Annotated in this window: 12 protein-coding genes and 1 pseudogene; 4 read left to right on the top strand and 9 right to left on the bottom strand. The window is 69.4% G+C overall.

Going from position 1 to position 13587, the window contains the following annotated elements:
* Position 1: 1 nt before the first annotated feature.
* The 7 genes from KDH83_RS04790 to KDH83_RS04760 form a co-directional block, all read right to left on the bottom strand.
* A complete protein-coding gene (locus tag KDH83_RS04790) occupies positions 2-1768 on the bottom strand; it encodes a hydantoinase B/oxoprolinase family protein (RefSeq protein WP_212313160.1) in 1767 nt (588 codons plus the stop codon).
* A 367-nt stretch (positions 1769-2135) separates the two neighbouring features.
* Positions 2136-3539 (bottom strand): amino acid permease, encoded by a 1404-nt coding sequence (locus KDH83_RS04785; RefSeq protein ID WP_212313159.1) that lies wholly within the window; start codon positions 3537-3539, stop codon positions 2136-2138.
* 69 nt (positions 3540-3608) lie between these two features.
* Positions 3609-4751, bottom strand: coding sequence for an aminotransferase class V-fold PLP-dependent enzyme (locus KDH83_RS04780; protein WP_212313158.1), 1143 nt, complete (start codon positions 4749-4751; stop codon positions 3609-3611).
* A 34-nt stretch (positions 4752-4785) separates the two neighbouring features.
* Positions 4786-5865, bottom strand: a complete 1080-nt coding sequence (locus KDH83_RS04775; protein WP_212313155.1) for a porin — start codon at positions 5863-5865, stop codon at positions 4786-4788.
* Positions 5866-5958: 93 nt separating this feature from the next.
* On the bottom strand, positions 5959-7119 hold the full coding sequence (locus tag KDH83_RS04770; protein ID WP_212313153.1) for a pyridoxal phosphate-dependent aminotransferase: 1161 nt from the start codon (positions 7117-7119) through the stop codon (positions 5959-5961).
* A 140-nt stretch (positions 7120-7259) separates the two neighbouring features.
* Entirely contained in the window at positions 7260-8030 is a 771-nt protein-coding gene (locus KDH83_RS04765; RefSeq protein ID WP_212313151.1) for a cyclase family protein, read from the bottom strand.
* A complete protein-coding gene (locus tag KDH83_RS04760) occupies positions 8024-8785 on the bottom strand; it encodes an aldolase/citrate lyase family protein (RefSeq protein WP_212313149.1) in 762 nt (253 codons plus the stop codon). Before KDH83_RS04760 ends, KDH83_RS04765 begins: the two co-directional genes overlap by 7 nt.
* A gap of 334 nt (positions 8786-9119) precedes the next feature.
* On the opposite strand from KDH83_RS04760, the gene KDH83_RS04755 reads away from it, so the two are divergent.
* Genes KDH83_RS04755 through KDH83_RS04745 form a run of 3 tightly spaced genes read left to right on the top strand, consistent with a single transcriptional unit; the run spans position 9120 to position 11561 of the window.
* Positions 9120-10271, top strand: a complete 1152-nt coding sequence (locus KDH83_RS04755) for an LLM class flavin-dependent oxidoreductase (protein ID WP_212313147.1) — start codon at positions 9120-9122, stop codon at positions 10269-10271.
* Positions 10272-10279: 8 nt separating this feature from the next.
* Positions 10280-10819, top strand: a complete 540-nt coding sequence (locus KDH83_RS04750) for a flavin reductase family protein (RefSeq protein WP_212313145.1) — start codon at positions 10280-10282, stop codon at positions 10817-10819.
* Positions 10820-10868: 49 nt separating this feature from the next.
* On the top strand, positions 10869-11561 hold the full coding sequence (locus KDH83_RS04745; protein WP_212313143.1) for a GntR family transcriptional regulator: 693 nt from the start codon (positions 10869-10871) through the stop codon (positions 11559-11561).
* A 130-nt stretch (positions 11562-11691) separates the two neighbouring features.
* On the opposite strand, the gene KDH83_RS04740 is transcribed toward KDH83_RS04745, so the two are convergent.
* The gene (locus KDH83_RS04740; protein WP_212313141.1) at positions 11692-12324 is read right to left on the bottom strand and encodes a LysE family transporter; all 633 of its coding nucleotides are present in this window, start codon (positions 12322-12324) and stop codon (positions 11692-11694) included.
* A gap of 250 nt (positions 12325-12574) precedes the next feature.
* Between KDH83_RS04740 and KDH83_RS04735 the strand changes: the two genes are divergently transcribed.
* On the top strand, positions 12575-13267 hold the full coding sequence (locus tag KDH83_RS04735) for an NBR1-Ig-like domain-containing protein (protein WP_249204854.1): 693 nt from the start codon (positions 12575-12577) through the stop codon (positions 13265-13267).
* Between the two features lie 51 nt (positions 13268-13318).
* Here KDH83_RS04735 and KDH83_RS32460 read toward each other — a convergent pair.
* A pseudogene (locus tag KDH83_RS32460) lies at positions 13319-13587 on the bottom strand (FAD-dependent monooxygenase); the annotation flags it as partial.

Genomic DNA, 13587 nt, shown 5'->3' with positions numbered 1-13587 from the left:
CTTAACGGGGATCGCGGGTGCGCAGGGCATGGGTGGCGGTCAGGTCGGGCTGGCCGTCGGCGCCGATGGCGACGCCGTACTCGGCCTGCGCGGCCTCGCGCGAGACCAGGCCGTTGCCGACGTCGCGCGCCACGTCCAGCGGCGCGCGGCTGTAGGGATCGCCGTAGCCGCCTCCGCCCGGATTGACGTTGCGCGCGCGCTCGCCCGGCGCGACCTTCAGGATGGTGTTCTTGCGATGCGTGGTGACCTGGCCGTCGGCGTGGCGGTGCTCCAGTCGGCCCAGCTTGCGCTCGGGCAACGAGTTGTAGGCGCCCGCCGCGCCCCCGGTCGGAATCTGCCGGCCCTCGCCGAAGGCCACCACGGTCATCTCGTGGCCGATCGGCTCCACTTCCCACACGGTGCCGCTGCCGCCGCGATGCTGCCCGGCGCCGCCGCTGTCCTGCTGCAGGCCATAGCGGTGGATGATGATGGGATAGGCGTATTCCAGCAGCTCGATGTCGCCCGAGCTCAGGGCGCCGAAACAGCACAGCGGACCGCAGGCGTGCCAGCCGTCCATCTGGCGCGTGGCGCCCGCGCCCGAGATGATCGAGGCCAGCACCATGGTCACGTACTGCTCGCCGGTCTTGGGATCGACGCCGGCGATATTGACGCCGCTGGCATGGCCCCAGGACGCCGTCACGCGCTCCGGCGCGGCGGCCTCGAAGGCCTGGCGCACCGCGTCGGTCAGCGTCTCCATCGGCGTGGTGGTGCAGTTCACGTGCGGCGCCGGCTCGCGCGCGTTGCACAGCGTGCCCGATTCGCCCAGGTCCACCGTCACGCAGCGGTACAGCCCGGCGTTGTAGGGCGGCGGCACCTGGGCGAACATCATCAGGCCCAGGTAGATGCCCGACAGCGAATTGCCGGCGTAGGAATTGATGAAGTACGGCACCTGCGGCGGGCTGTCGATGCGGATGTGCACGCTGTCGCCATTGACCGTCACCGCCGCCGAGATGGTCATGTCGCCATGGCCGTGGCCGGCGTCCTCCAGCCGCGCGCGGCCGTGGTAGGTGCCATCCGGGATCGACGCGATCAGCGAGCGCATGTGCCGGTCGGCCATGTCCTTCAGCTCGGCGATGGCGGCCTGCACGGTGGCCAGCCCGTACTTGGCCAGCAGCGCCCGCAGGTGGCGCTCGCCGACGCGGCAGGCGCCGTACTGCGCGTTCAGGTCGCCTTCCTGGTCGCGCCGCGCCCGCATATTGCACAGCAGCAGGTTGATCACGTCGTCGCGCCGCACGCCGCGGTCCCAGAGCTTGACCGGCGGGATCCGCAGCCCCTCGGCGTACAGGTCGCGCGCATCCGGGTTGTACCCGGCCGGCACCGGGCCGCCTATATCGGTCAGGTGGCCCTTGCAGACCGCCCAGAACACCAGCTCGCCCTCGTGGAACACCGGCTTGTACATGCAGCAATCCAGGATGTGGCTGCCCTGGTAGACCGGGTCGTTGTGATAAATGATGTCGCCTTCGTGCAGGTCGTCGCCAAAGAAATCGGCGACCGCCTTCATGGCCGGGATCAGCGAACCCAGGTGGATCGGGATGTCCTGGCCCTGCAGGATCATTTCCGGGTGATGGTCGAACAGCGCGTTGCTGTAGTCGTGCGCCAGGTTGAAGACGCTGGAGCGGCCGGTCTTTTCCAGCGTCAGCGTCATCTCGCGTTGCGCTGTCTCCAGCGCGCCGCGCACCACGGCCAGCGTGATCGGGTCCACCGGCGCGCCGGCGGTTTGCTTGCTCATCATGTTCCCCTTGATCGAGCGCCGTCTTCGAGGACGGCCATGGGGCTACGTTAATGAGCGGGGGGCGGCGCTGGCTTGTACCGGAGCGCAGGAAAAATAGGCTGTGGAGGAACGGGGACGGATCCGTCCGGAACCATGCGGCTGCGGGGAAATCGGGCCGGATGCCTGTGGATAAGCCTGTTGGCTAGTCTGTGATCAAGCTGTTGGCAGGCTGTGCGTAGGATGTGGACAGGGTGTGGGCAAGTGGCGGCTTTTCCCTGTGGAACGCGACGGCAAGCCTGCTTTTTCCACCCTGTTGGCAGACCAGCACTGCGGGGACCGAGGCCCGGGGGCGACGGATTCGCCGCCTCCCGGGGAGCGTCACGCCCTACCCCCGCGCCACCGCCGGCGCGCCGGCAGGTCCCTGCCGCCGGCGCCAGAACACATACGCCAGCGATACCCCGATCAGCCATGGCACGCCGATGATCCACGAGATGTTCCAGAACTCGGTGTCCAGCCCCATCGTGACCAGGATCCCGACCAGCAGCGCGATGCCGGTGATCTGGGCGATGGGAAACAGCGGCATGCGCACCGGCAGCGCGGCGCCGCGCCAGGCGCGACGGAAGCGCAGGTGCGTGACCAGGATCATGATCCAGACGAAGATGCCGCCGAACAGCGCCACGCCGAACAGGTAGTTGTAGGCGTGCGGGCTGAAGAAGGACACGCTGGTGGTGGCCAGCACGCCCGCGCCGGAGATCAGCGTGGCGCGCAGCGGCGTGCCGTTGGCGGTGAGCTTGCCGACGAAGCCCGGCGCATAGCCGCCGCGCGACAGCGAGAACAGCATGCGCGAGGACAGGTAGATGTTGGTGTTCATGCTGGACAGCGCGGCGGTGATCACCACGAAGTTCATGATGCCCGCCGCCTGCGCGATGCCGGCGTGCGCGAACAGCTTCACGAAGGGGCTTTGCTGCACCACCTTCGCGCCGGCCTCGGTCCAGGGCAGGTAGGCCACCATGATGCCCAGCGCCAGCACGTAGAACAGCGTCAGTCGCAGCACCATGGACTTGAGCGCGTGCGGAATGGCCTGCTTGGGGTTTTCCGCCTCGCCCGAGGTCACGGCCACGATCTCCACGCCGTAGAACGAGAAGATCGCCATCAACACGCCCATCCATACGCCGCTGAAGCCGTGCGGCATGAAGCCGCCCTCCAGCCCGGTCAGGTTGTGCATGCCGACCGGCGGCCGGCCGGTGCCGATGCCGAACACGTGCGCCAGCCCGATGACGATGAAGGCCATGATGGCGGCCACCTTGATCAGCGCGAACCAGTATTCGAACGAGCCGAAGTTGGCCACCGACTTGCAGTTCACGTAGATCAGGATCAACCCGAACGCCGCCGACCACATCCATACCGGCGTGCCGGGGAACCAGTAGGTCATGTACAGCCCCACCGCCACCGCCTCGCCGCCCACGGCCACGACCTGGATGATCCAGTAGGTATAGCGCACCACGAAGCCGGCCCAGCGGTTCAGGTACATCTCGGCGTAGGTGCCGAACGATCCGGCCGACGGATGCGCCACCGCCATCTCGGCCAGGCTGAACACCATGATGACCGCGATCAGCGCGGCGATGGCGTAGCTGATCAATACCGCCGGCCCGGCATAGCCGATGGCGATGCCGCTGCCCATGAAGAGCCCGGTGCCGATGGCGCCGCCGATGGCGATCATGGTGATCTGGCGCTTGGTCAGCGCCTTGTGCAGGCCGGCCTCGCGCGAGGTGATGTTGGATGATTCCATGCCGCGTTCCCCTAGTGTGTGTATATGCGGTGTGCGATGGATGCGATGGATGAGTTCAGGGCGCGGCGCTCAGGCCGCGGGCAGCAGGCGGTCCAGTTCATCGATCACGGCGGCCTGCGTCAGCACGCCCGGCGACAGGCGCAGCACCTGGCCGCGCGTGTCGGCCAGCACGCCCTCGGTTGCGAGGCGCGCTTCCAGCGCCAGCGCGTCGATATGCGCGGGCAGCTCGACCATGACGCTGCCGCCGCGTTCGTTCGCCTCGCGCGGCGAGCGCAGCCGGTAGCCCTTGGCGTCGGCCAGCGCGATCAGCTTGCGCGACAGCGCCTGGTTGTGCGCGCGCATGCCGTCCGCCGCCGGCGACAGCAGCCACGACAATCCCGGCGCCGAGGCCACATAGGGCAGGAAGGACGGCGTGCCGTTGTCGAAGCGGCGCGCCTGCGTGGCCAGCGAGTATTTGTCCAGATCCCAGTTGAAGGGATCGGGCTGGCTGAACCAGCCCTGCACCAGCGGCTGCAGGCGCTCGTCCAGCAGCGCCGGGTTGATGTAGGCCAGGCCCGCGCCGGGCGCGCCGCAGAGCCACTTGAGCGTGGTGGTGGCGGCGAAGTCGATGGCGGGGGCGCTGACGTCCACGTCGACGATGCCGGCGGCCTGGGTGATGTCCACCGCGATCAGGCTGCCCCGCGCGCGGCCATGGGCGGCCAGCCTTTGCAGGCCGGCGCGCTTGGACGCGGTCGAGGTGACCAGGGTGATGATGGCCAGCGCCACGTCGTCCTGCCAGTGCGCGATGTAGCCGTCGTTGGTGACGTAGCCGGCGGCCGCGTCCACGGGCACCGTGTCCAGCGTGTAGCCCAGCAGCGGCGCCAGGCCGGTCAGCATGTAGTGCAGGCTGGGGAAGCAGTCGGCGGCGATCAGCACGCGCTTGCCGGCCAGCCGTGCGCGACCCAGCGCGCCGACGAACTGCGCGAAGGCCTGGGTCACGTTCTCGGCCGCGTAGACCGCGTCGGCCGGCGCGCGCAGCAGGCGCGCATACAGGTCCAGCACCTGGCGGCGCGCCGCCAGGCCGTCGTCCCAGCGTTGCAGGCCGGGCCTGCACCAGCTGGTCGTGAAGCCTTCCAGCGCCGCGCGCATGGCGGCCTGCTGGCCGGGGAACATGCCGACCGAGTGGTACAGCAGCCAGCCGGCCTTGTCGTGTTCCTGGGGTGTCGTGCTCATGGGGATCCTTGGATGTCGCGGGCGCGGCGCGCCGTCAGAAGATGTGGCGCAGGCCGACGCCCAGGCCGGTCTGGTTGTTCTTGCTCGGCATCTCGGCGTTGGCGCCGCCGCTGGTCCGGTTGAAGTCCACCGTGCCGTACACCTGGGTGCGCTTGGACAGGCTGTACTCGGCCAGCAGCACGGCGGCGTGGCGCTTGCCGCGGTTGCCTTCGAAGCCGTTGATGTTCTTGGCGTCGCTGTAGTAGTAGGCGCCGGTCAACGCCAGGCGCGGCGTGGCCTGGTAGGTCAGGCCGGTGTACAGCGTCATGTCCTTGCGCGGGTTGGCGCTGGGCGAGCCCTGCGCGACGGTGCGCGTCGGCGCGTTCAGCAGGCTGTCGACGAAGCCGCTGGCGTCGCGTCCGCCCATGTAGCCGATGAAGAGCTTGGCCGCGTCCAGCGTGTAGCGCGCGCCCAGGCCCCACATGCGCTGGGCGCGGTCGTCGGGGTCGCGCATTTCCTGGTAGGTGCCGCCAAAGCTCAGCGGGCCGGCGTCGTAGGATGCGCGCGCGCCCCAGTAGCTGCCGCGCCGCATGCTGCCGAACTGGTTGCCGAAGCCGTAGGTCAGGCCCAGGTTCAGGCCGCCGAACTTGCCGGCGTAGGTCAGCAGGTTGTCCAGGCGTCCGACCGTGATCAGGAAGGGCCAGGAATTGCCCATGTAGTTGCCCACGGTCAGCGGGTCGAACTCGCCGAAGAAGTTGAAGGACTCGGCGCCCTGGCGGCCCGCCGTCAGCGTGCCCCAGCGGTCGTTGGACAGGCCCACGTAGGCGTAGCGTCCGAACAGCCGGCCGTTCTGGTTGGCCATGCCGGTCTGCGGATCGAAGCCGTTCTCCAGGCGGAACACGGCGCGGCTGCCGTCGCCCAGGTCTTCCTCGCCCTTCAGGCCGAAGCGGCTGTTGGTGATGGCGCCGTTGGCGAGCTGCAGCTTGGAGCCGCCGCCGTCATCGACGTGATTGGTGTAGCGGATGCTCTGGTCGATGATCCCGTACAGCGTCACGTTGCTGGCGCTCTGGGCCTGCGCACAGGCGCACAAAGCCAAGCCCGCGGCCGTCGCGGCCGCGCGGAGATTGCGTTGCATGGTCTACCTTCCCCTGATTGTCGGTATGTGGAACAGCGAAGACGGCGCAATGCGCCGGCCGCGGCATGAGGCGGCCGGCCGGTCCGCGGCGGTTCAGCGCGCGCGGCGGATGAAAGCGGAGAGGCGGTCCATGGCCTCGGTGAGCTGGGCGTCGCTGCGCGCGTAGCACAGGCGGATCTGGCGCGCGGACGCCGCGCCGAAGGCGATGCCCGGCGCCAGGCCGACGCCGGCCTCGTGCACGGCGCGCTTGCAGAACGCCAGCGAGTCGTCGATGCCGTCCACGTCGAACATCACGTAGAAGGACGCCTTGTTGGGCACGATGCGCACGCGATCCAGCGCCCCCAGCCGGTCCAGCACGATGGCGCGGCCGCCGCGGCAACGCTCGACGAAGGTACGCACGAAGGCTTCGCCCTCGTTCAGCGCGACCACGCCGCCGGCCTGCAGGAAGGCCTGGCCGCCGCTGGTGTTGAACTGGATCAGTTTCTCGAAGGTGTCGACCATGCCGCGCGGATAGATCAGCCAGCCCATGCGCCAGCCCGTCATGGCCCAGGACTTGGAAAAGCTGTTGACCACGAACACAGGGTCGTCCGGCGCGGCGATTTCCAGGATGGACGGCGCGTGGGGGCGGTCGTAGACGATGCGCTGGTAGACCTCGTCGGCGATGATGGCGATGCCGCGCTCGCGCGCCCAGGCCAGCAGCTCGCGCTGCTGCGCGTCTTCGAGCATCCAGCCGGTGGGGTTGCCGGGCGAGGCGTAGTAGATGGCGCGGGTGCGGCCGTCGCAGGCGTCGAACAGGCGCTGCAGGTCCAGATGCCAGCCGCTGTCGTCATGGTCCAGCGCCACTTCGCGCGCCTCGCCGCCGGTGATGGTGATGGCGCGCAGGATATTGGGCCAGGACGGCGTGACGCAGACCACGTTGTCGCCCGGCTCGACGATGGCCTGCGCCACCAGCATCACGGCGTTCATGCCGGCGCAGGTGGCGGCGATGCGTTCGTCATCGAGCCGCACGCCGCAGAGGCGTTCGTAATAGCCGGCGATGGCCGCGCGCAGCGCGGGAATGCCGCGGTTCTGCGAGTAGAAGGTATGGCCCGCGGCCAGCGCCTGCGCCGCCGCGTCGCTGTAGGCCTTGGGCGTGGGCAGGTCGCTCTCGCCGGCCCACAGGCCGATGACGTCGGCGCGGCCCTGGCCCAGGCGCCAGACATCGATGATGGGCGAATCGGGCATCGTCAGGATCGATGCTCTGGTGGGGTTCATGGCCTTGTCTCCCATGATTATGAATTCTGGATTCAGTTTTTATTTTGTGCGTGAAGATTAGGTCTGGCCCGGGTAAAAGTCAAACCTCGCAAGCGTGTTTTCGGACGCGCGGGAGCCTGGGAAAAACCCGAACCGGCGCCCTATGCCTCGACCAGCGCCAGCACCCGGCACGGGCTGCCCGAACCGCGCCGGATCTTCAAGGGCGGCGTGATCAGGATCGCGCCCGTGGGCGGCAGCTGGTCCAGGTTCACCAGGCTGGCCAGCCCGTAGCGGTTGTTGCCGTGCATCACCGAGTGGCAGGGAAAGGGCTGCGTGAAGGCATGGGCCTGCCCGGCATCGGTGCCCACGCCTTCGGTGCCCCAGCCCACCACGTCGCGCTCGCGCGCCAGGAAGGCCGGCAGATCGGGATGGCCGCCCGGTGTGTGCGCGCCGTCGTCGCGCAGGTTGAGAAAGGCGGCGGGATCGTCGCGCAGCGACCAGTCCGTGCGCATCAGCACCCAGCTGCCCGGCGCGATGCGGCCGTGCTCGGCTTCCCATTGCTCGACGCGCTCGATGGTGAGCAAGTAGTCAGGGTTGTCGCGCGCCTCCGCCGACACGTCGATGACGCAGGCCGGCGCCACCAGCTTCTGCACGTCTATCGTTTCGGTGGTGTTGTTCGGGTAGTCCTTGCCCGTGATCCAGTGGATCGGCGCGTCGAAGTGCGTGCCCGTGTGTTCGCCGCAGGAGATGTTGTTCCAGTACCAGGCCGGCCCGCGCTCGTCGAAGTTCGATATCTCGTCCAGGCGGAACGGCGCGCTCTGTCCGTATTGCGGCGGCAGCGGGATGATGGGCGTGCGCGCGTGCAGCGTCTGGCTCAGGTCCACCACGCGCACGGAACCGCTCTGCAGGGCTTGCGCCAGGATCTTCAGCATGTCGATGCTCCTTCTCTCGTGGAAAGGCGGGCCGCCGTGACGGCGGACTGGAATCCCTGCTTGAGCAGGTCGATGTCGCTGGCCGCCACCGCCATGCGGTAGCCCTGGCCATGGGCCTGGCGCGCCGCCTCGGCGCTGCCGGTATAGATGCCGCAGGGCAGCCCCTGCTCGCGGGCCGCCGCCAGCACGCGGGCGCAGTCGCGCGCGATCACGTCGGGGTCGGACGTGCCGCGCGACAGCGCCAGGTCGCCGGTGCCGATGAGCAGGTAGTCCACGCCGGGCTGGGCCGCGATGGCCGCCGCGTTCTCCACGCCGGTCACGGTCTCGATCATCAGGCCGACCGCGACCTGGGCGCCGGCGTCCAGCATGGCGGCAATGCCGCCCAGCAGCGGTCGCACGCCGCCGGCGGAGCGGCTGCCGTGGGGCGGGTAGCGGCTGGCGTCCAGCGCGCGCCGCGCGTCGTCCACGGTCTCGATCAGCGGCACCAGCACCGAGGCCGCGCCGGCATCCAGCGCCTGGGCGATGACGGCGGGCGTGTTGTCGGCGCAGCGGGCGATCACCGGCACATTGCCCGCCGAGGCGATGGCGGCCTCGACCGTGCCGCGTTCCCACAAGCCATGCTGCAGGTCCAGCACGATGGCGGCGGGCCGCGCATGCGCGGCGAACGCCACCATGGGCGCGCTGCCCAGCGACAGCCAGATCAGGTCGATGAAGCCGTCGCCGGCCAGCATCGGCTTGAGGGAGGGAAACAGCATGGAGGGTGCTCCTGTGCCGCAGGCGGCGAGGGCGCCGATGCCGCAGATTTGTCTATTCTGAATTCAGTATTCAGTACGTTTTTTCAGCATAGGAATGCCTATGCGAAAAGTCAAACCTGTTTTGGCCGGCAAGCGTGAAATCGCGGGTAAACGAGCATCTGGACGTGAATGGGCGGTTGGGCGCCTCAGGGATTCCGAGCATGGCGGCGGCCGTTGCGCTGATCGACAATCCGCCATCAATTCGATAAATTGAATTCAGAATTCTTTTATTGCGCGATCACCACCCTGCGCCTCGCGGCGAGTCGCCGCCTGCCCTTTTCGCCACGGAGCGTCCATGAGCCAGCACGCCAGCCAGATCCCCGATCCGACCGCCCGTCCGCATGCGAGCCCTGCCCTGTTGCCCAACCCCATGCGCGGCCCGAATCCATTCAAGCTGGGTGTGTTCTCGGCCAACGCCGATGGCGGCCTGAGCTTCACCACCGTGCCGGAACGCTGGGCCGCGCGCTGGGACGAGGTGCAGCAGGCCGCCGTCATCGCCGATCGCGGCGGCATGGACTTCTTCCTGCCCATCGCGCGCTGGAAGGGCTTCGGCGGTACGACACAGGCGCGCGAGTGGTCGTTCGAGACCTTCACCTTCGCCGCCGCGCTGGCCGCCGTCACGCAGCGCATCGCGCTGTTCATGACCGTGCACGTGCCGCTGGTGCATCCGCTGTACGCGGCCAAGGCGCTTGCCACGGTCGATCACATCAGCCACGGGCGCGCCGGCCTGAACATCGTCTGCGGCTGGAACCCCGACGAGTTTGCGATGTTCGGCCAGACGCTCACCGACACGCCTTATGTGCAGGCCGGCGAGTGGGCCGAGATCCTGGAACGTCTCTACAGCGCGACGGGACCGCTGGATTTCGACGGCCGCTACTACCAGCTCAAGCAGGCGGTCTCCAAGCCGGCCGCGTTGCAATCGCCGCGCCCGGTCACCATGAACGCCGCCTTTGGCCCGCCGGGCCGCGACTTCGCCGCGCAGCATTGCGACTACCTCTTCACCACCTTTACCGACATCGAAGGCGGCCGCCAGCACATCGCCGACGTGCGCGCCCGCGCGCTCAAGACCGGGCGCGACGTCGGCGTGTACACGGTCGCGCACGTGGTCTGCCGCGAGACCGAGCAGGAAGCGCGCGACTACTACGAGCATTACTCGCGCGTGCACGAAGACACGGCGGCGGTGGACTATCACATGAAGCAGAAGCAGGGCTTTTCCAACAGCCACGACGCGCAGGCCTACCAGCAGTACCGGCAGCGCTTCGCCGCCGGCACCGGCAGTTATCCGCTGGTCGGCACGCCCGCGCAGATCGCGGCCGAGCTGGCGCGCATGCACGAAGCCGGCTTCGGCGGCGCGGCGCTCACCTTCGTCAACTACGTGCAGGAGCTGCCCTACTTTTGCGAACGGGTCCTGCCCCTGCTGCGCGACGCCGGCCTGCGCGTCGCGTGAGGTTCGTCATGAGCGCTCCCGCCCTGCCCCGCGCGCCGGCCGCCGGCATTTCCTCCGAGGCGTTCCGCGCCGGCATGCGCCATCTGGCTGGCGCCGTCACCGTGCTGGCCGCCAGTGGCGCCGATGGCGCGCCTATCGGCCTGGCGGCGACCGCCGTCTGCTCGCTCAGCGCCGCGCCCGCCGCGCCGCCGGCCGCCGTCCCCCGCGCCACCGCCCCGCGCCGCGGCCTCCCGCCCGGCCTGGCCGTCTCCGCCCCCGTGCTGGGCGCCGGCCATGAGCGGCTGGCACGCGCCTTTGGCGGCATGCTGGGCCTGGACCAGGAGGCGCGCTTCGCGCTGGGCGCATGGTCGCGGCCCGATGGCCAGACGCCCGTGCTTAACGACGCGCTGGTCTCGTTCTCGTGTCGCGTGTTCCAGCTGATCGAACATGCCAGCCACCTGATCGTGATCGGCGCGGTCGAGCGCGTGACGCCCGCCGAAGGCGCGGCGCTGCAACCCAGCCTGGTCTATCACCATGGCAATTTCGGCAGCCTGCACGCCACCGTATAATTCCCCGGCTCGTTTGAATTCTGAATTCATGTTCCGCCGGGAGTTCACGATGGCCCAAGACAGTGCCAAGGTTGTCAAATTGCCTCGCCGCACCGCGCTCAAGCAGACCACGCTGAGCGAATCGGTGTACGCGGAAATCCGTTCGCGCCTGCAGCGCGGCGAGATCGGCCCGAACGACCGCGTGCTGGACTACGAAGTGGCCGAGGAATTCGACTGTACCCGCATGCCCGTGCGCCAGGCCCTGCTGCGGCTGGTGAGCGAGGGCTACCTGATCGGCACCACGCGCGGCTTCGTCACGCCCACGCTGACCAACGACGACATCCACGAGATCTTCGAAGTGCGCCGCCTGCTCGAGCCCAGCGCGGCCGCCGGCGCCGTCGCCATCCTGGACGATCGCCAGGACGCCGCGCTCAAGCGCGCCTTCCAGAAGGCCGTCAAGGCCCACGACAAGCGCGACGCGGCCCTGATGATCGAGGCCAACATGGAGTTCCGCGACGTCTGGCTGGGCGCCGTGCAGAACGCGCGCCTGCAGGACACCATCCGCCGCTTCACCGACCACGCGCAGCAGGTGCGGCTGGGCACGCTGAGCGACCCGGGCACGCAGAAGATCGTGGTCGACGGCATGCGTGCGCTGCTCGAAGGCTTCCTGGAACGCGATCCGCGCAAGATCAAGACGGCCATGCTGGCGTTCATCGTCAACGCGGAACAGCAGTATTTCGCGCTGCTGGGCGGGCATGGCTGAGCGGGTCCGTGCGTCGTCAGGTCGGCGCTTGAGGCTGACCATGAGGCCGCCGCGAGCCGGCGGGCGATGAACGGATTGTGACGGTTCATCGTGCGCGTCGGCGGAACCTGTCCACGCGCTGTCGCGCCGATCAGCCCGCCCAGTGCCGCCGCGCCAGGTCCATGAAGATATCCACGGCCAGGATGCTGACGATCACCGTCACGCCCAGGTCCAGCGCCCGCCAGGTCCAGGCCCGCTGGAACGCCCCGCCCAGCCGCGCGCTGGCCAGCGCCAGCACGACGAACCACGCCAGCGATGCCGCCATCGCGCCCAGCGCGAACCAGGGCTGGCCCGCGGGCGGCCGAGCCAGCGCCAGCGGGCCGATCAGCACGACCGTGTCCAGCCAGGAATAGGGATTCAGGAAGCCGAGCCGCGCCACGCTGCGCAGCGCCTCGCCCTGGTCCGCCGCCACGTGCTGCGCGGCCTGCGCCGACAGCCCCAGCCAGGCCGCGCGCAGGCGGCTGCCGGCGAACCACAGCAGATACGCGCCGCCGGCCAGCAACAGCAACGACAGCGCCGCCGGATGGCGCGAGAACGCGGCCGCCAGCCCGGCCATGCCCAGCACGATCTGGATCGCGTCGGCGGCGACGCAGATGGCCACGGCGCGCCACAGCGGGCCGCCGGCCAATCCCAGGCGCAGCACCAGCGTGTCCTTCGGGCCCGGCGCGACGAACAGGCCCAGGCCGAGCAGCAGTCCGTCGGTGAAGTGAGCGGCAAGGGCCATGCGCAAGCTCCTGTGGATAAGCGACGCGCTGTGGATAAGCGTCATCTGTGGATAAGCCGTGGGTCGAGAAAATGCCCGCCGCGCGGCGGTGCCGCGCAAGGCCTGCCACTATCCCCGGCCGCCCGTCCACGGGGGAATACGGACTGTCTGCTTTGCTTTACGATCAATGCCGACGCGCTCGCCGCGCGGGCCACGCGCGCGTCGCACGATGGAACAATCGCAACGATCGAATTCCCGGAACCCGCCGACCATGCCCGTCACGCAACAGGAAACCCTGCGCATGCTGCTCGCCCGGCGCGGCCGCGAGCTGGGCAAGTCCATGACCGCCATCGCCCGCGAGGCCAGCCTGTCGCGCGCGCACCTGTATGCCCTGGCCGAGGGCCGCGCCCAGGACCCGTCCGTGCGCACCCTGGCGCGCCTGTCGCGCGCGCTGGACGTGTCGCCGCTGCTGCTGTTCCGCTATTACGCGGACGTGTCGGGCGCGCCGCAAAGCGCGCCGACGCTGGCGCCCACCAACCGGGCCCGGGGGCTGGACGATCCGCGCGACGTGGCCGTGTTCAACGCCGACGTGACCATGCCCGACCAGGGCATGGTGCTGCCGGGCGAAGTGTTCGAGAAGGTCTGGGAAATCCAGAACCTGGGCAGCCGCCCCTGGCGCGGCCGCAGGCTCGCGCGCGTGGACGGCGAATACGTGCTCGCGCGCCGCGACGCGGCGGGCCGCCTGCAGGACGCCGTCATGGACGTGCACCTGGCCAGCCTGCAACGCGAGATCGCCGTGCCGGACACGCTGCCGGGGCAGCCCGTCAGGCTGAAGCTGTCGTTCGCCGCGCCCAGGGAAAGCTGCACGGTGGCGTCGATCTGGCGGCTGGAGCACGGCGACGGCCGGCCCTGCTATGGGCCGGAGTTCGTGCTGCATGTGGTGGTGACGGTGATGGCGAGGTAGGCGGCGGGTCTGCGGACCATCGCGCCCGGCGCTCCCCACGCGAGGCCCGCCTCAGCCGCCGACGCTGGCCCGCATCAAACGCTTGAATCCCGGAATCCGCACGCTCAGCCCGAACGCCAGATCGCGCCACCACGCCGGCAGGTCCGCCTGGAAACAGGGCGTGAGCGCGCGCGACAGCAGCTGGAAGGCCTGCACCCGCCTGCGTCGTTCCCGCGCGTAAGCCTGGAAGCCCGCTTCGATGTCGCCCGTGCGCCGCAGCCCGCGCGCCAGGGCCAGCGCGTCGCCCATGGCCAGGGTCGATCCCAGGCCCAGCTGTGGGC

The organism is Achromobacter sp. Marseille-Q0513 (genome assembly GCF_018195695.1).
Classification (GTDB): domain Bacteria; phylum Pseudomonadota; class Gammaproteobacteria; order Burkholderiales; family Burkholderiaceae_B; genus Achromobacter.
This window is presented reverse-complemented; position numbering and strand designations above follow the sequence as displayed.

Excerpts from the sequence above, each read along its gene's own strand:
- KDH83_RS04740 (WP_212313141.1), bottom strand. The coding sequence starts at position 12,324 with ATGGCCCTTGCCGCTCACTTCACCGACGGACTGCTGCTCGGCCTGGGC.
- KDH83_RS04765 (WP_212313151.1), bottom strand. The coding sequence starts at position 8,030 with ATGCTGAAGATCCTGGCGCAAGCCCTGCAGAGCGGTTCCGTGCGCGTG.
- KDH83_RS04755 (WP_212313147.1), top strand. The coding sequence starts at position 9,120 with ATGAGCCAGCACGCCAGCCAGATCCCCGATCCGACCGCCCGTCCGCAT.
- KDH83_RS04780 (WP_212313158.1), bottom strand. The coding sequence starts at position 4,751 with ATGAGCACGACACCCCAGGAACACGACAAGGCCGGCTGGCTGCTGTAC.
- KDH83_RS04745 (WP_212313143.1), top strand. The coding sequence starts at position 10,869 with ATGGCCCAAGACAGTGCCAAGGTTGTCAAATTGCCTCGCCGCACCGCG.
- KDH83_RS04760 (WP_212313149.1), bottom strand. The coding sequence starts at position 8,785 with ATGCTGTTTCCCTCCCTCAAGCCGATGCTGGCCGGCGACGGCTTCATC.
- KDH83_RS04735 (WP_249204854.1), top strand. The coding sequence starts at position 12,575 with ATGCCCGTCACGCAACAGGAAACCCTGCGCATGCTGCTCGCCCGGCGC.
- KDH83_RS04775 (WP_212313155.1), bottom strand. The coding sequence starts at position 5,865 with ATGCAACGCAATCTCCGCGCGGCCGCGACGGCCGCGGGCTTGGCTTTG.
- KDH83_RS04790 (WP_212313160.1), bottom strand. The coding sequence starts at position 1,768 with ATGAGCAAGCAAACCGCCGGCGCGCCGGTGGACCCGATCACGCTGGCC.
- KDH83_RS04785 (WP_212313159.1), bottom strand. The coding sequence starts at position 3,539 with ATGGAATCATCCAACATCACCTCGCGCGAGGCCGGCCTGCACAAGGCG.
- KDH83_RS04770 (WP_212313153.1), bottom strand. The coding sequence starts at position 7,119 with ATGAACCCCACCAGAGCATCGATCCTGACGATGCCCGATTCGCCCATC.
- KDH83_RS04750 (WP_212313145.1), top strand. The coding sequence starts at position 10,280 with ATGAGCGCTCCCGCCCTGCCCCGCGCGCCGGCCGCCGGCATTTCCTCC.